Source organism: Uruburuella suis (assembly GCF_004341385.1).
GTDB lineage: Bacteria > Pseudomonadota > Gammaproteobacteria > Burkholderiales > Neisseriaceae > Neisseria > Neisseria suis.
Genome location: NZ_SLXE01000009.1, coordinates 1 through 23,709, shown reverse-complemented (window position 1 = coordinate 23,709; position 23,709 = coordinate 1). Strand labels below are relative to the sequence as shown.

At 56.4% G+C, this 23,709-nt stretch carries 26 protein-coding genes; 17 read left to right on the top strand and 9 right to left on the bottom strand.

The features are described 5' to 3' along the window. Window positions 1–26 precede the first annotated feature (26 nt). Window positions 27–266, bottom strand: coding sequence for a TM2 domain-containing protein (locus EV680_RS04580; RefSeq protein ID WP_132953565.1), 240 nt, complete (start codon window positions 264–266; stop codon window positions 27–29). Between EV680_RS04580 and EV680_RS11915 the strand changes: the two genes are divergently transcribed. After that, the gene (locus tag EV680_RS11915; protein WP_165870906.1) at window positions 265–432 is read left to right on the top strand and encodes a hypothetical protein; all 168 of its coding nucleotides are present in this window, start codon (window positions 265–267) and stop codon (window positions 430–432) included. The genes EV680_RS04580 and EV680_RS11915 overlap by 2 nt on opposite strands. A 106-nt stretch (window positions 433–538) precedes the next feature. On the opposite strand, the gene EV680_RS04575 is transcribed toward EV680_RS11915, so the two are convergent. Continuing rightward, a complete protein-coding gene (locus EV680_RS04575) occupies window positions 539–1,120 on the bottom strand; it encodes a 5-formyltetrahydrofolate cyclo-ligase (protein WP_132953564.1) in 582 nt (193 codons plus the stop codon). A 188-nt stretch (window positions 1,121–1,308) separates the two neighbouring features. Here EV680_RS04575 and EV680_RS04570 point away from each other — a divergent pair, with 188 nt between their 5' ends. The 14 genes from EV680_RS04570 (at window position 1,309) to lpxA (ending at window position 14,814) form a co-directional block, all read left to right on the top strand. After that, window positions 1,309–1,506 carry a hypothetical protein gene (locus EV680_RS04570; RefSeq protein WP_132953563.1) on the top strand — a complete coding sequence of 66 codons (198 nt, stop codon included), beginning with the start codon at window positions 1,309–1,311 and terminating at the stop codon, window positions 1,504–1,506. A gap of 159 nt (window positions 1,507–1,665) precedes the next feature. Further along, complete coding sequence (gene rpsB / locus EV680_RS04565) at window positions 1,666–2,400, top strand: 30S ribosomal protein S2 (RefSeq protein ID WP_132953562.1); 735 nt, start codon at window positions 1,666–1,668, stop codon at window positions 2,398–2,400. Window positions 2,401–2,518: 118 nt separating this feature from the next. Continuing rightward, on the top strand, window positions 2,519–3,394 hold the full coding sequence (gene tsf, locus EV680_RS04560) for a translation elongation factor Ts (RefSeq protein WP_132953561.1): 876 nt from the start codon (window positions 2,519–2,521) through the stop codon (window positions 3,392–3,394). A gap of 276 nt (window positions 3,395–3,670) precedes the next feature. Next, a complete protein-coding gene (pyrH, locus tag EV680_RS04555) occupies window positions 3,671–4,390 on the top strand; it encodes a UMP kinase (RefSeq protein WP_132953560.1) in 720 nt (239 codons plus the stop codon). Between the two features lie 237 nt (window positions 4,391–4,627). Then, on the top strand, window positions 4,628–5,185 hold the full coding sequence (gene frr, locus EV680_RS04550) for a ribosome recycling factor (protein WP_132953559.1): 558 nt from the start codon (window positions 4,628–4,630) through the stop codon (window positions 5,183–5,185). An 18-nt stretch (window positions 5,186–5,203) separates the two neighbouring features. Beyond that, window positions 5,204–5,947 carry an isoprenyl transferase gene (locus EV680_RS04545; protein ID WP_132953558.1) on the top strand — a complete coding sequence of 248 codons (744 nt, stop codon included), beginning with the start codon at window positions 5,204–5,206 and terminating at the stop codon, window positions 5,945–5,947. Between the two features lie 3 nt (window positions 5,948–5,950). After that, window positions 5,951–6,748: a phosphatidate cytidylyltransferase gene (locus EV680_RS04540; RefSeq protein WP_132953557.1), complete on the top strand. Its 798-nt coding sequence runs from the start codon at window positions 5,951–5,953 to the stop codon at window positions 6,746–6,748. Window positions 6,749–6,886: 138 nt separating this feature from the next. After that, complete coding sequence (gene ispC / locus EV680_RS04535; RefSeq protein WP_132953556.1) at window positions 6,887–8,074, top strand: 1-deoxy-D-xylulose-5-phosphate reductoisomerase; 1,188 nt, start codon at window positions 6,887–6,889, stop codon at window positions 8,072–8,074. Between the two features lie 8 nt (window positions 8,075–8,082). Continuing rightward, a complete protein-coding gene (rseP, locus tag EV680_RS04530) occupies window positions 8,083–9,420 on the top strand; it encodes an RIP metalloprotease RseP (RefSeq protein WP_424580110.1) in 1,338 nt (445 codons plus the stop codon). 7 nt (window positions 9,421–9,427) lie between these two features. Next, entirely contained in the window at window positions 9,428–11,836 is a 2,409-nt protein-coding gene (gene bamA / locus EV680_RS04525; protein ID WP_132953554.1) for an outer membrane protein assembly factor BamA, read from the top strand. A gap of 38 nt (window positions 11,837–11,874) precedes the next feature. After that, on the top strand, window positions 11,875–12,387 hold the full coding sequence (locus EV680_RS04520; RefSeq protein WP_132953553.1) for an OmpH/Skp family outer membrane protein: 513 nt from the start codon (window positions 11,875–11,877) through the stop codon (window positions 12,385–12,387). A 59-nt stretch (window positions 12,388–12,446) separates the two neighbouring features. Continuing rightward, window positions 12,447–13,490 carry a UDP-3-O-(3-hydroxymyristoyl)glucosamine N-acyltransferase gene (gene lpxD, locus EV680_RS04515; protein ID WP_132953552.1) on the top strand — a complete coding sequence of 348 codons (1,044 nt, stop codon included), beginning with the start codon at window positions 12,447–12,449 and terminating at the stop codon, window positions 13,488–13,490. Between the two features lie 4 nt (window positions 13,491–13,494). Continuing rightward, window positions 13,495–13,950, top strand: coding sequence for a 3-hydroxyacyl-ACP dehydratase FabZ (gene fabZ, locus EV680_RS04510; RefSeq protein ID WP_132953551.1), 456 nt, complete (start codon window positions 13,495–13,497; stop codon window positions 13,948–13,950). Window positions 13,951–14,037: 87 nt separating this feature from the next. Beyond that, window positions 14,038–14,814, top strand: a complete 777-nt coding sequence (gene lpxA / locus EV680_RS04505) for an acyl-ACP--UDP-N-acetylglucosamine O-acyltransferase (protein WP_132953550.1) — start codon at window positions 14,038–14,040, stop codon at window positions 14,812–14,814. 358 nt (window positions 14,815–15,172) lie between these two features. On the opposite strand, the gene EV680_RS04500 is transcribed toward lpxA, so the two are convergent. The 3 genes from EV680_RS04500 to aldA form a co-directional block, all read right to left on the bottom strand. Further along, window positions 15,173–15,751, bottom strand: coding sequence for a DJ-1/PfpI family protein (locus tag EV680_RS04500; RefSeq protein ID WP_132953549.1), 579 nt, complete (start codon window positions 15,749–15,751; stop codon window positions 15,173–15,175). A gap of 11 nt (window positions 15,752–15,762) precedes the next feature. Then, window positions 15,763–16,185, bottom strand: coding sequence for a copper resistance protein NlpE (locus EV680_RS04495; RefSeq protein WP_165870905.1), 423 nt, complete (start codon window positions 16,183–16,185; stop codon window positions 15,763–15,765). Between the two features lie 216 nt (window positions 16,186–16,401). Then, window positions 16,402–17,844, bottom strand: a complete 1,443-nt coding sequence (gene aldA / locus EV680_RS04490; RefSeq protein ID WP_132953547.1) for an aldehyde dehydrogenase — start codon at window positions 17,842–17,844, stop codon at window positions 16,402–16,404. Between the two features lie 223 nt (window positions 17,845–18,067). On the opposite strand from aldA, the gene lpxB reads away from it, so the two are divergent. Next, window positions 18,068–19,249: a lipid-A-disaccharide synthase gene (gene lpxB, locus EV680_RS04485; RefSeq protein ID WP_132953546.1), complete on the top strand. Its 1,182-nt coding sequence runs from the start codon at window positions 18,068–18,070 to the stop codon at window positions 19,247–19,249. Window positions 19,250–19,576: 327 nt separating this feature from the next. Then, entirely contained in the window at window positions 19,577–20,167 is a 591-nt protein-coding gene (gene rnhB / locus EV680_RS04480) for a ribonuclease HII (RefSeq protein ID WP_132953545.1), read from the top strand. Between the two features lie 72 nt (window positions 20,168–20,239). Here rnhB and EV680_RS04475 read toward each other — a convergent pair whose 3' ends face one another. From EV680_RS04475 to EV680_RS04460, 4 genes are all read right to left on the bottom strand, one after another. Beyond that, the gene (locus tag EV680_RS04475; protein WP_132953544.1) at window positions 20,240–21,250 is read right to left on the bottom strand and encodes a quinone-dependent dihydroorotate dehydrogenase; all 1,011 of its coding nucleotides are present in this window, start codon (window positions 21,248–21,250) and stop codon (window positions 20,240–20,242) included. A gap of 141 nt (window positions 21,251–21,391) precedes the next feature. Continuing rightward, window positions 21,392–22,384, bottom strand: a complete 993-nt coding sequence (locus EV680_RS04470; RefSeq protein ID WP_132953543.1) for a S49 family peptidase — start codon at window positions 22,382–22,384, stop codon at window positions 21,392–21,394. Between the two features lie 71 nt (window positions 22,385–22,455). Then, window positions 22,456–23,106, bottom strand: a complete 651-nt coding sequence (locus tag EV680_RS04465) for an HAD-IA family hydrolase (RefSeq protein ID WP_132953542.1) — start codon at window positions 23,104–23,106, stop codon at window positions 22,456–22,458. Between the two features lie 92 nt (window positions 23,107–23,198). After that, entirely contained in the window at window positions 23,199–23,588 is a 390-nt protein-coding gene (locus EV680_RS04460; RefSeq protein WP_243650334.1) for a DUF2846 domain-containing protein, read from the bottom strand. Between the last annotated feature and the right edge of the window lie 121 nt (window positions 23,589–23,709).

Sequence of the window (23,709 nt, the reverse complement as noted above, 5' to 3'; positions counted from 1 at the left end):
CCTTTTTTATGCTTGCGAATTGTGCATCAAACCACAATCGCGCCCAATGAATCTGTGGGTTTGAAAGCCGCCAAAATGCCCTCGATGATGCCGATCACGCCGGGGATAAACGTCCAGCTGAACAGAAAATAAATAATGCCCATCCACACGCGGCCGGCGCAGAATTTATGCACACCAAACGAGCCGAACAAAAGCGCCATGGCCACATAAAGCGCCTTGTTGCAGGTGTGCGGATAAGACGCGGCGTAAGAAACAACCGATTGCATGGATTTTCCTTTTGCATGGATTAAAGTAACGGCGCTTAAATGGCGCGAAATGGCGCAAATTAAAGCGAAAGCCTTGGTAAAAATAGGCAAACCGTTTCAGACGGCCTGCTTGATGTTGGGATATGGTCGTCTGAAAACGTCGGCACTGGAGCCGTTCACAACCTAATCTCGCGGCAATCTTTTGGTTCATAAAGTGTGCCCGCTGCGTTTTCCGCCTTGCAAACGCACTTTTGCGCTCAAAATCTGACGCGCAGATGAAAAGTGGGCAGACCCTAAAAACGGCGCCAACCGTGTTCGCACACAAAGCCATCGAGCCGCATATCGTGTGCTTCGCGCGGCAGCCTGCCGTTGTGGCGCTGGCAGGCAAAACCCACGCCGATTTTGTGCGGCTGCAAGCGGTGGCGGGTGGCGGCGAGCGAGGCATCATAATAGCCGCCGCCTTGGCCGAGCCGGTAGCCTTCGTTGTCGATGCCCACCAAGGGCAGCAGCAGCGTGTTGAGGCGGTGGGCGCGGATTTTTTCACCGTGAAATTGCGGTATTTTCAGACGGCCACGCGCACGTTCGGCCTGCGCGGCATCGGCGCAATAAGGCGTAAACCATAATCTGAGCCTGCCCGGCTCGATATAAGGCAGATAAACGCGCGCGCCGCGTTGCAAGGCCGTTTGAATAAAATCATCGAGCCGCAATTCGCTGCCGATGGGCCAATACACGCCGATGCGCGCGCCGCGTTTGATGTGGCGGAACAAATGGCGCTGGATGCGGCGCGTGGCGCGTCGGCGCTCATCGCGGCCGAGCTGTTGGCGTGCGCGGCGCAAGGTGCGGCGCAGGGCGGATTTGTCGGTAGGAATATCCATCAGGCAGAGGGCGGCAAGGCGGCAGGCCGCTTGCCGTGTGGTGGCTCGGGCTTCAAGTTTAGCCTGCTGCTTCGGGCAAGTCTATGCTGTGCATGCCTTGTCCGAAGGGCGGGGGCAGCGGATAATGCCGACAGGCCGTCTGAAATCAAACCTTCTGAAATCAAACCTTCATCAAAATAAGGGAAACTATGTGGCACATCATCGCCATCGGCTATTTATTCGTTACCGTGATGTTTGCCGCCGCGCAGCCCAGCGTGGCGCGGGCGCTGATTTATCTGGTGTTTTGGTCGGTGCTGCCCAGCCTGTTTGTGTTTTGGGTGGTGAAAACGCGGCGGCGCAACCGGCGGCTGCGGGCGCAGGAAAAGCAAGCGGAAGATGCAGAATAAAGCTTTTCACGCGCCCGGATATCTTATATAATGCCGCAGCTTTCATTTTTTGAAAGCCTTTTTATTTATCGAAACGCTCGCACTTGGCGCCAAAGGGTGCTTATGAATCAATAAGTTCTATGCGCTTGAGTGTCTGCTTTAACCCTTTAAGGAAACAAAATGTCACAAGTTACCATGCGTCAAATGCTGGAAGCCGGCGTACACTTCGGCCATCAAACCCGCTACTGGAACCCGAAAATGGAGCAATACATTTTCGGCGCGCGCAACAAAATCCATATCGTCAACCTGGAAAAAACCCTGCCGCTGTTTCAAGAAGCGCAAGACGTGGTTCGCCGCTTGGTTGCCAATAAAGGCACCGTATTGTTTGTGGGCACCAAACGCCAAGCCCGCGAAATCATCCGCGAAGAAGCCAGCCGCGCCGGCATGCCTTTTGTTGATCACCGCTGGTTGGGCGGTATGCTCACCAACTACAAAACCGTTAAGCAATCCATCAAGCGCTTGGAAGAGAAATCTGCCATTCTGGAAAACGCTGACGAGAGCGGCTTCAACAAAAAAGAAATCCTCGACATGCAGCGCGATGTGGAAAAACTGGAGCGCTCGCTGGGCGGTATTAAAGAAATGAAAGGCCTGCCGGACGCGATTTTCGTAATCGACACCGGTTACCAAAAAGGCACTTTGGTTGAAGCCGAAAAACTGGGCATCCCCGTGATTGCCGTGGTGGACACCAACAACAGCCCCGACGGCGTGAAATACGTGATTCCGGGCAACGACGATTCAGCCAAAGCCATCCGTCTCTACTGCCGCGGCATCGCCGATGCGGTGTTGGAAGGCAAAAACCAATCGCTGCAAGAAACCGTTCAAGCTGCCCAAGCTGCTGAACAAACTGCCGAATAAGGCAATCAAGGGGCAGCAGCCCCTTTTTTCAGGCTGTGTTGAAACCTTTTCAGACGGCCTGTTTCCCTATTTTTCATGCGGCGCACCGCCGCATGCCGACAATATCTTAGGAGTGAAAATGTCTGCAATTACCGCAAAAATGGTGGGCGACCTGCGCGCCGCCACCGGCCTGGGCATGATGGAATGCAAAAAAGCCCTGGTTGAAGCCGATGGCAACATGGAAAAAGCCGAAGAAATCCTGCGCATCAAATCCGGCGCCAAAGCCGGCAAATTGGCCGGCCGCACCGCCGCCGAAGGCGTGCTGGCTTATGCCATCGAAGGCAATGTGGGCGCATTGGTTGAAGTAAACTGCGAAACCGACTTTGTGGCCAAAGACGAAAGCTTTCTGGCCTTTGCCCAAGCCGCAGCGCAAGCCGTGGTGGCCGGCAACCCTGCCGATGTGGCCGCTTTGGGCGAAGTGAAAACCGCCGATGGCGAAACCGTTGAAGCCGTGCGCAAAGCCGTGATTGCCAAATTGGGCGAAAACATCAGCGTGCGCCGTTTCGAGCGCATCGAAACCGCCAACAACTTGACCGCCTACATCCACGGCGCTGCCGCCGGCGAAGGCGTGTTGGTTGAATTCAAAGGCGCGGAAGACGTGGCCCGCAAAGTGGGCATGCACATCGTGGCCGCCAAGCCGCAATGCGTGTCTGCCGACCAGGTTGACCAAGAGCTGATTGAAAAAGAGCGCCACATCTACACCGAGCAGGCCAACGCTTCGGGCAAACCTGCCGAAATCGTGGCCAAAATGGTAGATGGCCGCATCAACAAATATCTGGCTGAAATCACCCTCAACGGCCAAGCATTTGTGATCAATCCCGACCAAACCGTGGCGCAATTCCTGAAAGAGAATAATGCCGAAGTGGTGCATTTTGTGCGCTATAAAGTGGGCGACGGCATCGAAAAAGCCGTGGTGGATTATGCAGCCGAAGTGGCCGCTGCCGCCAAGGTGTAATACCCCGTGAAAAAAAGCACTCAGATTCAGTTTTGAATCGGGGTGCTTTTTTTTGAGGGTAAAGGGATGAATGGCGGGCTCAAGCCGGCCATCTGCTATATGCGGCGGCCGTTCGGCAAGATTAGCAATCTTTAACCCAAAGGCGGCGTACAATAACCCGCATTTGCCGTTTTATCCCATCGTCAACACACGGCACATTTAATGATTTTACGATAGGCCGTCTGAAAGCTTCAGACGGCCTGCATCAGCCAACCGCAACGAAAGCAAAGGTATTCCATGACACAGCAAACCAAATACAAACGCGTTTTATTGAAACTTTCCGGCGAAGCGCTGATGGGCAAAGATGCCTTCGGCATTAACCGCGACACCATTATGCAGATTGTCGGCCAGGTGAAAGAAGTGGTGGACATGGGCGTGCAGGTGGGCGTGGTGATCGGCGGCGGCAATATTTTCCGCGGCGTGGCCACACAGGCGCAAGGCATGGACAGAGCCACCGCCGATTATATGGGCATGATGGCCACTGTGATGAATGCGTTGGCATTGAAAGACGCCTTTGAATCGCTGGGCATCAAAGCGCGCGTGCAATCGGCGCTGAGCATGCAGCAAATCGCCGAAACTTATGCGCGTCCGAAAGCGATTCAATATCTGGAAGAGGGCAAAGTGGTGATTTTCGCCGCCGGCACGGGCAACCCCTTCTTCACCACCGACACCGCCGCCTCGCTGCGCGGTGCGGAAATGAATTGCGACATTATGCTCAAAGCCACCAATGTCGACGGTGTGTACACCGCCGACCCGAAAAAAGACCCCTCCGCCACCCGCTATCAAACCATCACCTTTGATGAAGCCCTGAGTAAAAACCTGAAAGTGATGGATGCCACCGCGTTTGCCCTTTGTCGCGAGCAAAAGCTCAATATCGTGGTGTTCGGCATCGCCAAAGAAGGCGCGCTCAAGCGTGTGGTGGTGGGCGAAGACGAAGGCACGCTGGTGCATTATTAAGCCTGATGCCGTGCGGCAGCTGCATCTTTCGCCTGTGTGAAATTCATTGTCAGCCGCCCGCATCCACGGTACTATGCGGCTTTACTGAGCTTCAGGCCGTCTGAAACGTTTCAGACGGCCTGTGGATCTGTTGATATTTTGCCTCTATATAATGTTCAAAATCTCACCCGCAGATAAAATGCGAGCAGATCCCAAACCTATTTACCGATAAACGATTAGTCTGGAAGAAACCGCCCTATGATTAACGATATTCAAAAATCTGCCGACAGCAAAATGCAGCGCTCGCTGGAAGTGTTGAAAGAAAACCTTGCCAAAGTGCGCACCGGCCGCGCCCACACCGGCCTGCTCGATCAGGTTGACGTGGAATATTACGGCAGCCCCGTGCCGGTGAGCCAAGTGGCCAACGTTACCCTGATTGATGCGCGCACCATCGGCGTGAAGCCGTTTGAGAGCAATATGGCCGGCGCAATTGAAAAAGCCATCCGCGATTCCAATCTCGGCCTCAATCCCTCTTCTATGGGCGATTTGATCCGCGTGCCCATGCCCATGCTCACCGAAGAGCGCCGCCGCGACTTGATCAAAGTGGTGCGCGCCGAAGCCGAAGAAGGCCGCGTGGCCATCCGCAATGTGCGCCGCGATGCCAACAATGATTTCAAACGCCTGCTGAAAGACAAAGAAATTTCAGAAGACGATGCACGCCGCGGCGAAGAGCAGATTCAAAAGCTCACCGATAAATACGTGGCCGAAGCCGACAAGCTTTTGGCCAATAAAGAAGAAGACCTGATGGCGATTTAAGCCGCAGGAGCCATGCGTATGAAAAGCAGCACGCAAACCATATTGGCCCACACCAACATTCCGCGCCATATTGCTGTGATTATGGACGGCAACGGGCGCTGGGCAAAAAAGCGCTTTATGCCCCGCGTGATGGGGCATAAAAAAGGGCTCAATGCGCTCGAAAATATGGTGAAACGCTGCGCCGGCTTAGGCGTGCAATACCTTACCGTGTTTGCCTTTTCCACTGAAAACTGGCGCCGGCCGGAAGAAGAAGTGTCGTTTTTGATGGGGCTTTTTCTGCAGGCGCTGCAAAAGCAGGTGGCGGCCTTGCACGACAACAATATGCGCTTGCGCGTGATTGGCGACCGCAGCCGCTTCAGCGCCGAAATCCGCCGCGGCATCGAAGCGGCCGAAGCACTCACCGAGGGCAACAGCGGCTTCACGCTTTCCATTGCCGCCGATTACGGCGGCCGCTGGGATATGTTGCAGGCGGCCAATAAGCTGGCAGCCGAGGGCGAGGCCATCACCGAAGAGGGCATGATGCGCCATCTGATGCTGGGCGATGCACCCGAGCCGGATTTGTTTATCCGCACCGGCGGCGAAAAACGCATCAGCAATTTCTTATTGTGGCAGCTTGCCTATGCCGAGCTTTATTTCACCGACACGCTGTGGCCTGACTTTGACGATGCCGCCATCGATGCGGCCATCGGTTCTTTCCAAACCCGCGAGCGCCGTTTCGGGCGCACCTCTGAGCAGCTGCCGCCCGAGCAGCAGCGGGGCTGACCTATGTTGAAACAAAGAATCATCACTGCTTTAATCTTGCTGCCGCTGATGCTGGGTATGCTTTTTTACGCATCCGACGCCTTGTGGGCGCTGTTTGCCGGCCTGATTGCCTTGTTGGCGCTGTGGGAATACGGCCGTATGTGCGGCTTCACAAGCGCGCAAAACCACCGTTATCTGGCCTTTACCGCGCTTTTCGGCGTGGTGGCCTATGCCGGCGGCTGGCAGCTGCCGCCCATTGCCTGGCTGGCGGTGTTGGTGTTTTGGCTGGTGGGCATGCCTTTGTGGTTGGTGAAAAAATGGCCGCTCTCACCCGATTGGAAAGGCTACAGCATCGGCTGGCTGCTGATGGTGCCGTTTTGGTTTGCCTTGGTTGGATTGCGGCCGAGCGCGGAAGAAGCCACTTCGTTGCTGGCGATTATGGGCTTGGTGTGGATTGCCGATATTTTTGCCTATTTCAGCGGCAGGGCATTCGGCAAACACAAGCTCGCGCCCGCCATCAGCCCCGGCAAAAGCTGGGAAGGCGCGGTGGGCGGCGCGGTGTGTGTGATGCTCTATATGGCGCTGGTGTGGCGCGCCGGCTGGCTCTCGTTTGATGTGAGCTGGTATGGTGCGATCTTGATCGGCTTGGTGTTGACCGTGGTGAGCGTGTGCGGCGATTTGCTGGAAAGCTGGCTCAAGCGTGCCGCCGGCATCAAAGACAGCAGCAATCTTTTGCCCGGCCACGGCGGCGTGTTTGACCGCACCGACAGCCTGATTGCGGTATTGAGCGTGTATGCGGCCATCCGCGTGCTGTTTGGCTAGGCGGGCTTCAAGCGGCGTTAATGATATAAAACAAGGCCGTCTGAAACCCTATCGGTTATGATACAAAATTAATCTCTATTTTCAGGCCGTCTGAAAGGGCGCTGCATGTTTCAGACGGCCTGTGTGAAGACGCAGCATATGAGTCAACAAGTTTTAACCATTTTGGGCAGCACCGGCAGCATAGGCGTGAGCACGCTCGATGTGGTGGCGCGCCATCCGGAAAAATTCCGCATTTTTGCGCTGGCCGGCCACACGCAGGTGGCCAAGCTGGCGGCGCAATGCGTGCAATTTCAGCCGCAATATGCGGTGGTGGCCGATGAGGGCCACGCCGAAGCATTGGCCAAAATGTTGGCAGCAAGCGCCTGCCGCACCGAAGTGTTGCACGGCGAGCAAGCGCTGATTGATGTGGCATCGGCAGCGGAAGTGAGCGGCGTGATGGCGGCGATTGTCGGCGCGGCCGGGCTGCCCTCGGCGCTGGCGGCGGCCAAGGCCGGTAAAACCATTTATCTGGCCAACAAAGAAACCTTGGTGGTGGCCGGTGCATTGTTTATGCAGGCTGCTGCAGCCGGCGGCGCCAAAGTGCTGCCGGTAGACAGCGAACACAATGCCATTTATCAGGTGCTGCCCCATGATTATCAAGGCCGTCTGAACGCGCACGGCATCGAATCGATTGTCCTCACGGCTTCGGGCGGCCCGTTTCTCAGCACCGATTTGGCCGAATTTGCCGGCATCACCCCCGCGCAGGCGGTGAAGCATCCCAATTGGACCATGGGGCAGAAAATTTCCGTGGATTCGGCCACCATGATGAACAAAGGCCTGGAGCTGATTGAAGCGCATTGGCTGTTTAATTGCCCGCCGGAAAAATTAGAGGTGGTGATTCACCCGCAAAGCGTGATACACAGCATGGTGCGCTACCGCGACGGCTCGGTGCTGGCGCAAATGGGCAAGCCCGATATGCGCACACCGATTGCTTATTGCCTGGGGTTGCCCGAGCGCATCGAATCGGGCGTGGGCGCGCTGGATTTTAGCAGCTTGAGCGGCCTCACTTTCTGCGAGCCCGATTTCAGCCGCTTTCCCTGCCTGAAGCTCGCTTACGATGCCATGCAGGCCGGCGGCGGCGCAGCTTGCGTGCTCAATGCCGCCAACGAAGAAGCCGTGGCCGCCTTTTTGGCCGGCCGCATCCGCTTTACCGACATTGGGCGCGTGGTGGCCGAGAGCCTGGATAAAAACGTTTCAGACGGCCTGCACGATATCGGCGGCCTGCTGGCGCAAGATGCGCAAACGCGCAGCCATGCGCAACAATATATCGCCGCTTTGCGCGGCTAGGAGTGGTTTTGACAATTTTAGCGTTTATCGTTGCCATTTTGATTTTGGTGAGCCTGCACGAATTCGGCCACTATATCGTGGCGCGCTTGTTTGGTGTGAAAGTGGTGCGTTTTTCCGTCGGCTTCGGCAAGCCTTTTTATAAGAAAAAGCGCGGCGACACGGAATGGTGTCTTGCGCCGATTCCGCTGGGCGGCTATGTGAAAATGGTCGATACCCGCGAGGGCAACGTGGCTGAGGCCGATTTACCCTATGCGTTCGACAAACAGCATCCGGCCAAGCGCATCGCCATTGTGGCCGCCGGCCCGCTCACCAATCTGGCGCTGGCGGTGTTGCTCTACGGCCTGAGCTTTTCGTTTGGTGTGACCGAAGTCCGCCCGTTTGTGGGCACAGTAGAGCCGTCCAGCATTGCCGCGCGCGCCGGTTTCGAACCGGGTGATAAAATCGTGGCGGTCAATCGTGTGCCGGTGGCCGATTGGGGCGAGGCGCAAACCGAGATGGTGCTCAATCTCGATGCAGGCAAAGTGGATGTGGCCGTGCAAACCGAGGGCGGGCAAAACGCCGTGCGCGTGATTGATGTGGCGGGCACGCCGGCGGCCGATAATGTGGCCAAGCAAAACGGCAATATCGGCTTGTGGCCGTTTAAGTTGCTCAATCAAGTCGGCCTGGTGGTGGAAGGCAGTCCGGCGGCGCGCGCCGGCCTTGAGAAAGGCGACAAACTTTTAAGCGCCGATGGCCGGTCGATTGATTCGTGGGCAGAATGGGCGGCGCTTTTCCGCCAAAGCCCGGGGCAGAAGCTGGCCATTGCTTATGAGCGCAACGGCCAAACCGGCTACACCGATTTGCGCCCCGATTCGGAAGAATTGCGCGATGGCAACCTGATTGGCAAGGTGGGCATTGCCGCCGAGCGCGACACCGCTTGGAGCGAGCAAATCAGCCATCGTTACACCCCGAGCGTGCCGCAGGCTTTTGCCATGGGCTGGGATAAAATGGTGAATTATTCGGCGCTGACGGTGAAATTTTTCGGCAGGCTGATTACCGGGCAGGCATCGATGAGCCATATTTCGGGCCCGATTACCATTGCCGACGTGGCCGGCCGCTCTGCCGCCATGGGTTTACAGAGTTATCTGGAATTTTTAGCGCTAATCAGTGTCAGTTTAGGCGTGCTGAATTTATTGCCCATCCCCGTGCTGGATGGCGGTCACTTGGTGTATTATACCGCCGAGTGGATACGCGGAAAGCCTTTGAGCGAGCGCATACAGGCCATCGGCCTGCGCTTAGGCGTTGCGGCCATGCTGATGTTGATGCTGGTGGCCTTCTTTAACGATATAACCCGATTGTTTGGATAAAGACTTTATGAAACTGAAACAACTCACCGCAACTTTGATGATGCTGAGCCTCTCGCCGCTGGCGTTGGCCGACTTTACCATTCAGGATATCCGCGTAGAAGGCCTGCAACGCACCGAGCCGAGCACCGTGTTCAGCTACCTGCCGGTAAAAGTGGGCGACACCTTCACCGATGCACGCGGCGAAGAAATCATCAAAAATCTTTATGCCACCGGCTTTTTCGACGATGTGCGGGTGGAAACCTTGGGCGACCAAGTGCTGCTCACCGTGGTGGAGCGCCCCACCATCAGCAGCATCAACATCACCGGCGCGAAAATGCTGCAAAGCAGCGTGATTCTGCAAAACTTCAATTCTTTCGGCTTGGGGCAATCGCAATCGTTTAACCAAGCCACGCTCAACCAGGCCGTGGCCGGCCTGAAGCAGGAATACATTAGCCGCGGCAAGCAATCGGTGCAGATAACGCCTGAAGTGACCCGGTTGGCGCGCAACCGCGTGGCCATCGACATCAAAATCGACGAAGGCGCCAGCACCAAAATCACCGACATCCAATTTGAAGGCAACGAGCATTATTCCGACCGCAAATTGCGCAACCAAATGTCGCTCAGCGAAGGCGGCATGTGGACTTGGCTTACCAAAAGCAATCAGTTTAACGAGCAGAAATTCTCGCAAGACATGGCGCGGGTGAGTGAGTTTTATCAAAACAACGGCTATTTCGATTTCCGCATTCTCGACACCGATATTCAAACCAACGACGAAAAAACCAAGCAAACCATCACCGTAAAGGTGCATGAGGGCGAGCGCTACCGCTGGGGCAAAGTGAGCATCGAGGGCGATACCCGCGAAGTGCCGAAGCAGAATCTGGAAAAGCTGCTCACCATGAAAGAAGGCCGCTGGTATGAGCGCGAACGCATGGTCAACAGCCTGCAAGCCATTCAGACGGCCATGGGCAGCGCCGGCTATGCCTTTAGTGAAGTGAATGTGCAGCCTGTGCCCAACCCGCAAACCCGCGTGGTGGATTTTGTGCTGCATGTGGATCCGGGCCGCAAAGTTTATGTGAACGAAATCCACATCAGCGGCAACAACAAAACCAGCGATGAAGTGATCCGCCGCGAATTGCGCCAGATGGAATCGGCGCCGTATGACACAGGCAAATTGCAGCGCTCGAAAGAGCGCGTGGAGCTCTTGGGCTATTTCGACAATGTGCAATTTGATGCCAAGCCGGTGGCCGGCACGCCCGACCAGGTGGATTTGGACATGACGCTGCAAGAGCGCTCCACCGGCTCGCTTGATTTGAGCGCCGGCTGGGTGCAAGACACCGGCTTGGTGATGGCGGTGGCGGTGGCGCAAGACAATTTGTTCGGCACCGGCAAATCGCTGGCGGCCCGCGTGTCGCGCAGCAAAACCAGCCAAAATGCTTCTTTATCGTTTACCGACCCCTATTTCACGCCCGATGGCGTGAGCTTGGGCTACGATATTTACGGCCGCGTGTATGATCCGCGCAAAGCCACTTCCAGCACGCAGCAATACAAAACCACCACATTGGGCGGCGGCCTGCGCATGGGCGTGCCGGTAACGGAATACGACCGCGTGAATTTCGGCCTGGGTGCCGAACATATGGCGGTGAATATTTATAATGGTGCGCCCAAGCGCTATCGCGACTTTATTGAAGAACACGGCAGTTTTAATGATCCTTCGTGCGCTTCGGACGGCAACACCAACGATTGCAGCGGCAAATTCAAAGGCTGGATTTACAAAGGCAGCATCGGCTGGGGCCGCAACAAAACCGACAGCGCCATGTGGCCTACCCGCGGCTACATCACCGGGGTAAACAGCGAAATCGGTCTGCCCGGCAGCAAGCTGCAATACTACAGCCTCACCCACAACCAAACGTGGTTTTTCCCGTTGAGTAAAGATTTCACCCTGATGCTGGGCGGCGAAGTGGGCTATGCCAACAGCTATGGCAAAACCAACGAGCTGCCGTTTTTCGAAAACTTCTACGGCGGCGGTTTGGGCTCGGTGCGCGGCTACGAAAACGGCACGCTCGGCCCCAAAGTGTATGACGATGATGGCGACGTGATCAGCTATGGCGGCAATAAAAAAGCCAATGTGTCGGCCGAATTGCTGTTTCCGATGCCGGGCGTGAAAGATGCCCGCACCGTGCGCCTGAGCGCGTTTGCCGATGCCGGCAGCGTGTGGGACGGTAAAACCTATACCAGCGCAGACAGCGATAACGGCGTGAGCATTTATGGCGGCAACCATAAATCCTCTTTCAAAGAAGAGTTGCGTTATTCTGCCGGCATGGCCGTGACTTGGCTCTCGCCCTTGGGGCCGATGAAATTCAGCTATGCTTACCCCATCAACAAGAAAAAAGGCGATGAGATCCAGCGCTTCCAGTTCCAGCTGGGCACCACGTTTTAAGCCTGCTGCAAGAGGGCAGGCATAAGAGAGCAAACTATATGAGTAAACCTTCCCGTTTTATCCGCTTGAGCGCCGCCGCTTTATTGGGCTGCGGCCTGCTCGGCTCCGCGTTTGCCGCCGACAACCTGCAAAAGCTCGGCTTTATCAACACCGAGCGCGTGTATATGGAGTCGCGGCAGGCGCAAGGCATACAGAAATCGCTGGAAAAAGAATTCAGCGGCCGCCAAAAAGCGCTGCAAAAGCTGCTGAGCGATGCCGAGAATACCAACCGGCAAGTGGTGTCGGGCAAATTGCAGGGTGCCGAGCAAGATGCAGCGGTGCAGCGGCTGGCCGAAATAGAGCGCCAATACCGCCTGCAGCAGGCCAAGCTTGCCGAAGAGTATAATCTGCGCCGCAACGAAGAATTTGCCGCTTTGCAGCAAAGCGCCAACCGCGTGATTGTGGATTTGGCCAAAAAAGAAGGCTACGACCTGATTATCCAAGATGCTATTTATGTCAACAGCCGCTTCGACATTACCGACAGCGTGATTAAAGCCCTCAATGCGCAATAACAAGCGCCACTTTCCATCATCTATCATCTCAGTTTGATGATTCAGACGGCCTCAACCCTATGAACCGACAAACCCATACCTTATCGCAAATCACCGCCGCGCTGGGCGGCCAATGGCAGGGCGAAGACATTTCCGTAGCCGCCGTGCAGCCGCTGGCCGATGCCACGGCCGACCACATCAGCTTTTTAGCCAACCCCAAATATAAAGCCGAAGTGGCCGAAAGCAGCGCCGGTGCGGTGATTGTCAGCCCCAAGCTGGCAGCCGAATTTCTCGGTCGCAACCTGATTGTGGCCGACGACCCTTATCTTTATTTCGCCAAAGTAGCGCGCTTGTTTTCGCCGCGGCAACAAGCCGTGGCCGGTGTGCACCCCACTGCCGTGATTGAAGCCACCGCGCGCGTGCCGGCCGGCTGCGAAATCGGCGCGCATGTGTATATCGGCGGCCACACCGTGCTCGGCGAGGGCTGCCGCATTCTTGCCGGCGCGGTGGTGGAGCACGATTGTGTGCTGGGCGATGAAGTGGTGCTGCACCCCAACAGCGTGATCTATCACGGCTGCACCTTGGGCGACCGGGTGGAAATCCACGGCGGCAGCGTCATCGGTGCCGACGGCTTCGGCTTGGCTTTTGCCGGCGATTCATGGTTTAAAATTCCGCAAACCGGCGGCGTAAGGCTGGGTGATGATGTGGAAATCGGCGCCAACAGCATGATAGATCGCGGCGCCATGGCCGATACTGTGGTGGGCAAGGGCACCAAAATCGACAATCAGGTGCAAATCGGCCACAACTGCCACATCGGCGAACACACCGTGATTGCCGCTTGCGCCGGCATTTCGGGCAGCACCAAAATCGGCTCTTATTGCATTATCGGCGGCGCGGCCATGTTTGTCGGCCACATCGAAATTGCCGATAAAACCACCATAGGCGGCGGCACCGCCGTGACCCATTCGATTAAAGAGCCCGGCCATTACGCCACCTGCTATCCGCTGCAAACCCACAAAGAATGGGCGCGCAATGCCGTGCATGTGCGCCACCTGAGCGAGATGGCCAAAAAAATCAAACAACTGGAGCAGCAGCTCGACACGCTGCAATCTAACAAGGACTAAACCCATGAACATCACATTACCCATCGAAGCCAAAGACATCCAAAAGCTGATTCCCCACCGCTATCCGTTTTTGCTGCTCGACCGCATCACTGCGTTTGAAAGCATGAAACGCCTCACCGCCATTAAAAATGTGAGCATGAACGAGCCGCATTTCCAAGGCCACTTTCCTGATTTTCCGGTGATGCCCGGCGTGTTGATTATTGAAGCGCTGGCGCAAGCCTGCGGCACTTTGGCAATTTTGAGCGAGGGCGGGCGCAACCCCGAAGAAATCTATTTCTTTGCCGGCATCGACAATGCCCGTTTCAAGCGCCAGGTGATTCCGGGCGACCAATTGGTGTTTGAGGTTGAATTATTGGCCAACAAACGCGGCATCGGCAAATTCAAAGCCGTGGCCACTGTGGACGGGCAAGTGGCGGTGGAAGCCGAAATCATGTGTGCCAAACGTGCCGTTGAATTGTAATGCGCCAGGCCGTCTGAAAGCGCAGCCTGCCGCTGCGCTTTCAGACGGCCTCGAATCTTTGTTATGCAGCCTTATAAAGGAGCGCCCATGAGCCTTATTCATTCCACCGCCGTGATCGATGCCAAAGCCGAGCTCGACAGCAGTGTTAAAGTCGGCCCCTACACCATTATCGGCCCGAATGTGCAAATCGGTGCCGGCAGCGAAATCGGCCCACACACCGTGATAGATGGCCACACCACCATCGGCGAAAACAATAAAATTTTCCAATTCGCTTCGCTCGGTGCACAGCCGCAAGACAAAAAATACCGCAACGAGCCCACCCGCCTGATTATCGGCAACGGCAACACCATCCGCGAATTCACCACCTTCAACACCGGCACCGTTACCGGCTTGGGCGAAACCCGCATCGGCGATGACAACTGGATTATGGCTTATGTGCATCTGGCGCACGACTGCGTGGTGGGCAGCCACACCATTTTTGCCAACAACGCTTCCTTGGCCGGCCATGTCAACATCGGCGATTATGTGGTGTTGGGCGGCTACACGCTGGTGTTTCAATTTTGCAATATCGGCGATTACGCCATGACTGCCTTTGCCGCCGGCGTGCATAAAGACGTGCCGCCTTATTTCATGGCATCGGGCTACCGCGCCGAGCCTGCCGGCCTCAACAGCGAAGGCATGCGCCGCAACGGCTTTGCGCCCGAGCAAATCGCCAAAGTGAAAGAAGTGTATAAAATCATCTACCGCAGCGGCCTGAGCCTGGATGAAGCCAAAGAACAAGTGCTGGCCATGAGCGATACCGCACCGGAATTGGCGGTGTTTAAAGATTTCTTCGCACTTTCCTCGCGCGGGATTATCCGTTGATGGGATGTGGTGATACAGGCCGTCTGAAAGGTTTCAGACGGCCTTTTACTTTGTACAGACCCGTGGAACTTATGCGCATGATTACGCCGCAAAAGCGCGGCGTGTGCGCCTATAGTGAAATGCAAGAAAAAGTGACACGAACTGCATTCTGAAACAGCGTAGGTTGGGTTGATAAACCCAACGTTTCAGACGGCTTGTGGATTTGTTGGGTTTTCAACCCAACCTACCCGCTGTGTCACTTTTTTATGCATTCCACTATACGGTGGACGTAGGTACGATTAGCTTTGTGAAAACAAAGCGTAATCGTACGTATGGCAAACAAAGGCCGTCTGAAACCTTTTTTCAGACGGCCTTTACATCAAATGCTTATTTTTGCGCCCAAGGCGGCCGCGAATTGCGCCAGCCAAGCCGGGTGTGCCGGCCAGGCGGGCGCGGTAATCAAGTGGCCGTCGGTAACGGCTTCGGTGATGCCGATGTCGGCATATTCGCCGCCGGCGGCGCGCACGTCGGGCGCGCAAGCCGGATAAGCGGAGCAGGTTTTGCCGCGCAACACGCCGGCGGCGGCCAGCAGTTGCGCACCGTGGCACACGGCGGCGATGGGTTTTTCATCGGAATCGAAATCGCGCACGATGGCAATCACGCGCTCGTTGAGGCGCAGGTATTCGGGCGCGCGGCCGCCGGGAATCACGAGGCCGATGTAATCATCGGGGTTGACCTTGTTAAAATCGTAATTGAGGGTGAAGTTGTGGCCTCTTTTTTCGCTATAGGTTTGCTCGCCTTCGAAATCGTGCACGGCGGTGGCGATATAGTCGCCGGCCTGTTTGTCGGGGCAAACGGCGTGCACGGTGTAGCCTAAGGCGCTTAAAAATTGAAACGGCACCATGGTTTCATAGTCTTCGGCAAAATCGCCGGCCAGCATCAGAATGTTTTTACTCATTGTGCGGCTCCTTAATGTGTTTTCTGCAAGATATAGGCTTCGGCCAATGCGCCTTCTACGCGGCGGCCATCGGCATCCAAGGCAATCAGGTGGTTTTCACCCACAAAATAGCTGCGCCCGTCGCGATAGAGGGTGACGGTGTCGCCGGCCGGGTTCCAGCTGAAGGTGCCGCGCCCTTCGAATGCGGTTTGCGGGTTGCCCAGATAGGTTTCGCGCAAATCATAGCTGCCGTTGTCGCGCAGGATGAGCTCGGTGCGGATGCCGCTGCACGAGGCGCAGGGCAGCGTGCCTTGGTAAGTGCCGGCCCAATCGAGCGAAATCCGGGCGTTGTGCATATCGGGCGCAACGGGGGCGGTGGGCGCGCTTGGTGCGGCGCAGGCGGCCAGCGCCCAAGCGGCCGCCAGCGGGTAAAAGAGGGTTTTGAAGCGGCTCATGGTGGGTTTCCTTTGCTTTTGGAAAAGTGTTTGGACATTCATTCGCTATATAAGCGTTGAAGCGCTCAGGCCGTCTGATACCAATCCAAAAAATAACCTAACTTCGTTGTCTCGCCTTGCCGTACTATCTGTACTGTCTGCGGCTCGCCGCCTTGTTAGCTTACTTTTTTGAATTGGTATGAATCATTCGGCAGGCTTTCAGACGGCCTTGGCTGATTAAATATCGGTTTCCAGATACACCACTTGGGTTTGCAGATATTCTTCCAGGCCGTGTTTGCCGTCGGCACCGCCGATGCCCGATTGTTTCCAGCCGGCGTGAAAGCCCTGCATGGCTTCGAAGTTTTCGCGATTGAGATAGGTTTCGCCGAATTGCAGGCGGCGGATGACGTAAAAAGCTTCGTTGAGGTTGGTGGTGTAGACCGAGCTGGTGAGGCCGAAGGCGCTGTCGTTGGCCAGCGCAATCACTTGGTCGAGCGTGTCAAATATGGCGATGGGCAGCACGGGGCCGAAGGTTTCTTCCTGCATGATGTCCATGCTGTTGTCGACATTGGTGAGCACGGTGGGCTCGAAGAAATAGCCTTTGCCCGGCGCACGATTGCCGCCGCACACTAAGTTGGCACCTTGCGCCACGGCGCGCTGCACTTTCTCGGCCACGGCCTCAACGGCGCGCGCTTCAATCAGCGGCCCCATTTCCAGCGCGCCTTCGGCCGCTTCGGCCGGGTTGCCGTAGCGCACGGCCTGCATGGCGGCGGTGATTTTTTCAACAAAGGCCGCGTGGATGCTGCTGTGCACATACACACGCTCGGCGCAGTTGCAGATTTGGCCGCTGTTGCCCACGCGCGAGGCGAGAATGGCTTTCACCGCCAAATCAATATCGGCATCTTTGAGCACAATCGCCGGTGCTTTGCCGCCCAATTCGAGCGACACTTTGGTGATGTTGGCCGCCGCCGCTTCCATCACTTGACGGCCGGCCGCCACCGAGCCGGTGAGGCTCACCATATCCACTTGCGGGTGGGCGGCCAGCGCTTGGCCGATTTCGGCACCCGCGCCGTTAACCACGTTGAACACGCCGGCGGGCAGGCCGCTTTCATGCACGATTTCGGCGAAAATATGGCAGTTTATCGGGGTGATGCTGCTGGGCTTGATCACGATGGTGTTGCCGGCCAAAAGCGCCGGCCCCATTTTGCGGGCAATCAGGAAAAAGGGAAAATTCCACGGCAAAATGCCGGCAATCACGCCCAGCGGGCGCTTAAACAGAAAAATGTTTTCGCGCGGCCGGTCGCTCTGGATGATTTCACCCTCGTAGCGGCGCGCCCATTCGGCCTGATAATCGAGGTAATCGGCGGTAAACATCACTTCCACCCGCGCCAAATCTTTGGTTTTGCCGCCTTCGGCCACAATGGTGTCGGTGAGCGCATCGGCGCGTGCGCGGATGCCGGCGGCGATTTTGCGCAGATAAGCGCCGCGTTCCACCGCAGGCAGGCGCTCCCACGCGGGTTGGGCGGCGCGAGCGGCGGCCACGGCGCGATCCACATCTGCGCCGCTGCCCTTGGGCTCTTGTGCAATCGCTTCTTCCGTGGCGGGGTTGAGCACATCGCGCCATTGGCCGGTGAAGCCGGTTTCAAACGCGCCGTTGATATACATGGCTAATTTTTTCATTTCTCCGCTCGCTTTCTGTTTGTTATCGGGTGTAGCAGCTTTTAGTGTAACCGCATCGGCTGTGTGCGGCAAGCTATTGAGCTATTTGGGAAATATGGTTTTCAGACGGCCTGTGCCGGCGCATTGGCACAGGCCGTCTGAATATGCATAAGGCAGCAGGCCGCGCAGAATTTGGGTACAATGAGCGGCTGGATAAAACGCTCAACCCATCTAAGTAAAAAAAATGACTGCTCCCCACACCACGGCCGGGCAAGGCCCCCTTATCGCGCTGTGTGCCGGCGAGGCTTCGGGCGATTTGCTCGGCGCCCACCTGATGGCCGCCATCAAACAACGCTGCCCGAATGCCCGCTTTATCGGCATCGGTGGGCCGCGCATGCTGGCAGAGGGCATAGAGAGCCTTTATGAGCAGGAAAAATTGGCCGTGCGCGGCTTTGCCGAAGTGGTGAAGCGGTTGCCCGAAATTCTGCGCATCCGCCGCGGCTTGGTGCGCGAATTGAAGCGCATCCGCCCCGATGTGTTTGTGGGCATTGATGCACCCGATTTTAATTTGGGCGTGGCCGAAAAGCTGAAAAAAGCCGGCATTGCCACCCTGCATTATGTGAGCCCTTCGGTGTGGGCGTGGCGGCGCGAGCGGGTCAACACCATTGTGCATCAGGTGAATAAAGTGTTGTGCCTGTTTCCGATGGAAGCGACGCTTTACCGCGAAGCGGGCGGGCAGGCCGAATTTGTCGGCCACCCGATGGCGCAAACGCTGCCGTTGGATGCCGATCAGAAAGCCGCGCGGCTGAAGATGAAAATCGATTTGTGGGAAACCGTGTTCACCCTGATGCCCGGCAGCCGCGTGAGCGAAATCGATTATATGGCGCCGCTTTTTTTTCGCACCGCCAAATTGTTGCTGCAACGCTACCCGAGCGCCCGATTTTTGCTGCCCGTGGCCACTTCCGCCACGCGCATACGTTTGCTAGAAATATTATCGCGCGATGAATTCCGCGGCCTGCCGTTGCAATTAATGAGCGCGCATGCCGATTTGGCCTGCACCGCCGCCGATGTGGTGCTCGTAACCAGTGGCACCGCCACGCTGGAAGTGGCGTTGTGCAAGCGGCCGATGGTGATCAGCTATAAAATTTCACCGCTCACTTATGCTTATGTGAGGCGCAAAATCAAAGTGCCACATGTGGGGCTGCCGAATATATTGCTCGAAAAAGGCGCCGTGCCCGAGCTGCTGCAAGGCCGCGCCACCCCGAAAAAGCTCGCCGCCGCTGTGGCCGAATGGTATGAATCGCCGCAAGACACCACTGATTTGAAGCAGGATTTCCACAATCTGCACCTTTTGCTGAAAAAAGACACCGCCGCGCTGGCCGCGCAAGCTGTGTTGGCTGAGGCCGGTGTGGTTCAGGCCGTCTGAAAGCTTTCATAACAATTCTAAAAAATAACCCGGCTGCGTTGGCTTGCCTTGAATGCGGAAAATAAAACGATGCCGTCTGAAAAAGAGGGTTCAGGCGGCGTTTGTGTGCCATGCGTACGATTACGCTTTGTTTTGACAAAGCTAATCGCACCTACGGCAGCTATAGTGGAATGCAAGAAAAAGTGACACAAAACTACGCACTATAACAGGTAGGTTGGGTTGCCAAGCCCAACGTTTCAGATGGCCTGCTGCTTGAAACCGGCGATTCATTGATCAAACTTTTATCTCAAACTTTTACCGCTCTGCAATCAAAAAAGGAAACCCGCCATGAGCATTTTTCTCAACGCCGGTGTAGATGAAGCCGGGCGCGGCCCTTTGGTGGGCAGCGTGTTTGCCGCTGCGGTGATTTTACCGGCGCAATACGATTTGCCCGGCCTCACTGATTCGAAAAAGCTCAGCGAAAAAAAGCGCGATGCGCTGGCGGCGGCGGTGAAGGCGCAGGCGCTGGCTTGGTGCGTGGCCTCGGCCGGTGTGGATGAAATTGCCGAATTGAATATTCTGCACGCCACCATGCTGGCCATGCGCCGCGCCGTGCAGGGCTTGGCGGTACGGCCGCACAAAGTGTGGATAGACGGCAACCGAGTGCCGAGAGATTTGGGCGTGGCGGCGGAAGCGGTGGTGAAGGGCGACAGCAAAATCATTGAAATTTCCGCTGCTTCGGTGCTGGCGAAAACCGCGCGTGATGCAGAAATGTATGCGCTGGCCGAGCGCTATCCGCAATACGGCTTCGATAAGCACAAAGGCTACGGCACCGCCGCGCATCTGGCCGCTTTGCAGCAATTCGGCGTGTTGGCCGAGCACCGATGCGATTTCGCGCCGGTGCGCAACTTGCTGGCGCAAGGGCGTTTGTTTGAATGATGGATTTGAAAAACGTTGCCATATCAAAAGGCCGTCTGAAATTTTTGTTTCAGACGGCCTTTTCAATAGCGTTTAGGCATCGGCGCAGGCGCGCAGGCATTCTTTCACCAGCGCGGGTCCGCGATAGATGAGGCCGCTGTAAACCTGCACGGCGGCGGCGCCCATGTGCAGCTTGGCGGCGGCATCTGCACCGCTGAGTATGCCGCCCACGCCGATCACGGGCAGCCTGCCTTCAAGCTCGGCGAGCAGCTGCTTGAGCACGCGGTTGCTGGCTTCGCGCACGGGCGCGCCGCTCAGGCCGCCTTGCTCGCCGGCGAGCGGGTGATGGCCGAGGGCGGATTTGTCGATGGTGGTGTTGGTGGCGATGATGCCGTCGATTTCGGTTTGTATGGCGGCGTGGGCAATGTCGGCCACTTGCTGCTCGTTGAGATCCGGGGCGATTTTCACCGCCAGCGGCACATAGCGGCCGTGGGCGGCGGCCAGATGCGCCTGTTTGTTTTTCAGGGCGCTCAAGAGTGCGTTCAATTCATCGCCGCCTTGCAGCGTGCGCAGGTTTTGGGTGTTGGGCGAGGAAATATTCACGGTGATGTAGCCGGCGTGGGTATAGGCTTTTTCCAGGCAAATTAAATAATCGTCGGCGGCGTTTTCGATGGGCGTGGTGGCGTTTTTGCCGATGTTGATGCCCAAAATGCCGTTGAAGCGGCTTTTTTCGATATTCTGAATCATGGCGTCGATGCCCTGATTGTTGAAGCCCATGCGGTTGATCACGGCTTGGTGCTCGGGCACGCGAAAGAGGCGCGGCTTGGGGTTGCCCGCTTGCGCTTTGGGGGTGACGGTGCCGATTTCGATAAACCCGAAGCCCAGCGCAGCCAAGGCGTCGATGTATTGGCCGTTTTTATCGAGCCCGGCGGCCAGGCCGACGGGGTTGGGCAGGCTCAAGCCCATCAGGGCGGCGGGGCAGGTGTGGTGTGCCACTTTTTGCAGCAGGCCGAGCCGGTAGGCGCGCGCGAGGCCGTCGAGGGTGAAATGGTGGGCTTGTTCGGCATCGAGCTTGAACAGCAGCGGGCGGAGCAGGGCATACATAGGATGAGGCCGTCTGAAAAAATAAGGGGGATTTTATACCAAACCCCAAAAATAACCTAACGGCGTTGCCGGCAGATGAAAAGAAACGCAGGCCGTCTGAAAAGAAAAGGTTTCAGACGGCCTGCGTTTGATGCGCTGCGTTTACCAAGGTTTGTCGAGCGTTTCCTGCACTTTGGCTTCCACTTCGGCGCGCAAACGGCGGCCAAGCAGGCTGCTGAGGCGGTCTTCAGGGGTGTAGTCCACCAATTCGGGCGCTTTGATCACATCGCGCGCCACGCTGTAGACGTTGCCGTAATCATCAATCAAGCCCACTTGTTTGGCTTCGTTGCCGGTGTAGATGCGGCCGCTGAAAATATCGGGCGTTTTCTGCTCGCTGATGCGCTCACCGCGGCCCAGCTTCACGGCTTTGATGAATTCTTGGTGGATGTCGGCGAGCATTTTTTCCCAAATAGCTTGCTGCTCGGGCGTTTCGGGAGTGAATGGGTCGCCCATGCCCTTGTTGCTGCCGGCGGTTTTCAGACGGCGCTTGATGCCGACTTTGTCCATCAGGCCGGTGAAATCGAAGCCGCCGCCAATCACGCCGATGCTGCCGACGATGCTGGAGGGGTCGGCATAGATTTTATCGGCCGCTGCAGCAATGTAATAGCAGCCTGAAGCGCACATGTCTTCGGCCACCACATAAAGCGGAATGTCTTGGTGCTCGGCTTTCAGACGGCGTATTTCGTTAAAGGCGATGTTGGATACCACCGGCGAGCCGCCGGGGCTGTTGGCGCGGATGATGATGCCGCGCACATTGCTGTTGGCATAAGCGTTGCCCAAACCTTCGCGCAACATCGCCACTTGGTCGGTGTAGGGGTCGCCGATGGTGCCGCTCAGGTTGATAACGGCGGTGTGGCGATTGCCCATGCCGGCGATTTCGGTGGGCGTGCCGCAGCTGCGCATGTTTACCAACACCGATAAGAAAAGCAACACGCCCACGCCGCGCCAGATATTGCGCCAAAGGCGGGCACGGCGCTGCTCCTTATGGGCTTCGAGCAGCACATCGCGCAAAGTGTGTTGCGCCCAGGCTTCGTTGCCGGCGGTGTCGGTGGCGCTCGGCAGGGAATCGCCTTCGCGGCGGATACGGTATCGCATGGTGGTTTCCGAAAATGATAAGCGGCTTATTGTAGGCGCTTTATGGCCGTCTGAAAAGGAAAGGTGCGCGTTTAAAGCGTGCGCAAAAAAGCGGGCAATTCATTCAGATTGTTTAACACAGCCAAGCAGGGTGCGCTTTGCAATTGGGCGGCGCTGTGTGCACCGGTGGCCACCGCCACGGCGCGCGCACGGGCATTGGCGGCCATTTCGAGGTCAAACGTGGTGTCGCCCACCACCAAAGCTTCAGACGGCCTCAAGCCCACCGCGTCACACAATTCCAGCACCATATCGGGCGCGGGCTTCGATGGGCATTCGCTGGCGCAGCGGGTGGCGAGCCAATAATCGGCGGTGCCGGTTTGCGCAATGGCGCCGTCCAGCCCGCTGCGGCCTTTACCGGTGGCCACAGCGAGCCAATAGCCTTGCTGCTTGAGCGTTTCGAGGCAGGGAAGGGCGCTGTCGAACAGGCGCATATTGTGATTATTGGGATTCAGATAGTGGCCGGCATAAGTGCGCATGATTTTTTCACGCGTTTCTTCGCCCAAATTCGGCGCGAGCGATTCGACAATGCGCGCCAGGCTGTAGCCGATAAACGGGCGGATTTCATCGGCGGCAGGCGAATCCAATCCGTGCTCTTCAAAAGCGGCCTGCATGGTGGCGATAATCGGTGCGGTGGTGTCGGCGAGCGTGCCGTCCCAGTCGAAGATAATGAGTTTCGGAGGCATGATTTTCCTTTCAGACGGCCTTGATTTGGGAATATGGATTTTGAAATTATAAAACCCATCTGTGAAAACAGATGGGTTTTATTTGAAAAACTTTATTTGCTGCAATTGCCGTTGGTGGCCATTTTGAGTTTTGCTACGGCTTCTTTGCCTTGTTGCTCAGAAACTTGTTCCAAATTTGCACCGCCAACGAATGCGCCCAATTTAATATATTGGCGGATAAAATAATTCTGGCCCGCTTCGGTGGTTAATAATAATTTGTTGGGAGAAAATTCCGACTCTGTGGATATCTCATGCTCTCCGCTGGGAATTTGGGTGAAAAAGAACACATGAGGAGCGGACTCGCCCAAGCAATTGCCATCAACCCAAATATCTTTTTTCAGCGCGCCACCCAAAGTGCTGTCTCGATACACATAGAGACCGGACATGCCTTCTGCCGGCGCACGGAATTCTTGTGCTTGAGCAGATTCTTCAGGGTTTGCCATATTTACAGATGCGCAACCGCTCAGCGCTAGGGCGTCCTGACAATTACTTGTCATAAAGGCAGCCATAGCATAATACAAGCTAAAGCAACTACGCTTTCATAATGCCTTTTCAAACGATCGT

Excerpts from the sequence above, each read along its gene's own strand:
- EV680_RS04570 (WP_132953563.1), top strand. The coding sequence starts at position 1,309 with ATGTGGCACATCATCGCCATCGGCTATTTATTCGTTACCGTGATGTTT.
- fabZ (WP_132953551.1), top strand. The coding sequence starts at position 13,495 with ATGAACATCACATTACCCATCGAAGCCAAAGACATCCAAAAGCTGATT.
- EV680_RS04575 (WP_132953564.1), bottom strand. The coding sequence starts at position 1,120 with ATGGATATTCCTACCGACAAATCCGCCCTGCGCCGCACCTTGCGCCGC.
- EV680_RS11915 (WP_165870906.1), top strand. The coding sequence starts at position 265 with ATGGATTTTCCTTTTGCATGGATTAAAGTAACGGCGCTTAAATGGCGC.
- ispC (WP_132953556.1), top strand. The coding sequence starts at position 6,887 with ATGAGTCAACAAGTTTTAACCATTTTGGGCAGCACCGGCAGCATAGGC.
- rpsB (WP_132953562.1), top strand. The coding sequence starts at position 1,666 with ATGTCACAAGTTACCATGCGTCAAATGCTGGAAGCCGGCGTACACTTC.
- rnhB (WP_132953545.1), top strand. The coding sequence starts at position 19,577 with ATGAGCATTTTTCTCAACGCCGGTGTAGATGAAGCCGGGCGCGGCCCT.
- EV680_RS04465 (WP_132953542.1), bottom strand. The coding sequence starts at position 23,106 with ATGCCTCCGAAACTCATTATCTTCGACTGGGACGGCACGCTCGCCGAC.
- aldA (WP_132953547.1), bottom strand. The coding sequence starts at position 17,844 with ATGAAAAAATTAGCCATGTATATCAACGGCGCGTTTGAAACCGGCTTC.
- EV680_RS04540 (WP_132953557.1), top strand. The coding sequence starts at position 5,951 with ATGTTGAAACAAAGAATCATCACTGCTTTAATCTTGCTGCCGCTGATG.
- lpxB (WP_132953546.1), top strand. The coding sequence starts at position 18,068 with ATGACTGCTCCCCACACCACGGCCGGGCAAGGCCCCCTTATCGCGCTG.
- EV680_RS04470 (WP_132953543.1), bottom strand. The coding sequence starts at position 22,384 with ATGCGATACCGTATCCGCCGCGAAGGCGATTCCCTGCCGAGCGCCACC.
- EV680_RS04545 (WP_132953558.1), top strand. The coding sequence starts at position 5,204 with ATGAAAAGCAGCACGCAAACCATATTGGCCCACACCAACATTCCGCGC.
- pyrH (WP_132953560.1), top strand. The coding sequence starts at position 3,671 with ATGACACAGCAAACCAAATACAAACGCGTTTTATTGAAACTTTCCGGC.
- EV680_RS04475 (WP_132953544.1), bottom strand. The coding sequence starts at position 21,250 with ATGTATGCCCTGCTCCGCCCGCTGCTGTTCAAGCTCGATGCCGAACAA.
- frr (WP_132953559.1), top strand. The coding sequence starts at position 4,628 with ATGATTAACGATATTCAAAAATCTGCCGACAGCAAAATGCAGCGCTCG.
- lpxA (WP_132953550.1), top strand. The coding sequence starts at position 14,038 with ATGAGCCTTATTCATTCCACCGCCGTGATCGATGCCAAAGCCGAGCTC.
- EV680_RS04520 (WP_132953553.1), top strand. The coding sequence starts at position 11,875 with ATGAGTAAACCTTCCCGTTTTATCCGCTTGAGCGCCGCCGCTTTATTG.
- EV680_RS04460 (WP_243650334.1), bottom strand. The coding sequence starts at position 23,588 with ATGGCAAACCCTGAAGAATCTGCTCAAGCACAAGAATTCCGTGCGCCG.
- tsf (WP_132953561.1), top strand. The coding sequence starts at position 2,519 with ATGTCTGCAATTACCGCAAAAATGGTGGGCGACCTGCGCGCCGCCACC.
- bamA (WP_132953554.1), top strand. The coding sequence starts at position 9,428 with ATGAAACTGAAACAACTCACCGCAACTTTGATGATGCTGAGCCTCTCG.
- EV680_RS04580 (WP_132953565.1), bottom strand. The coding sequence starts at position 266 with ATGCAATCGGTTGTTTCTTACGCCGCGTCTTATCCGCACACCTGCAAC.
- lpxD (WP_132953552.1), top strand. The coding sequence starts at position 12,447 with ATGAACCGACAAACCCATACCTTATCGCAAATCACCGCCGCGCTGGGC.
- EV680_RS04495 (WP_165870905.1), bottom strand. The coding sequence starts at position 16,185 with ATGAGCCGCTTCAAAACCCTCTTTTACCCGCTGGCGGCCGCTTGGGCG.
- EV680_RS04500 (WP_132953549.1), bottom strand. The coding sequence starts at position 15,751 with ATGAGTAAAAACATTCTGATGCTGGCCGGCGATTTTGCCGAAGACTAT.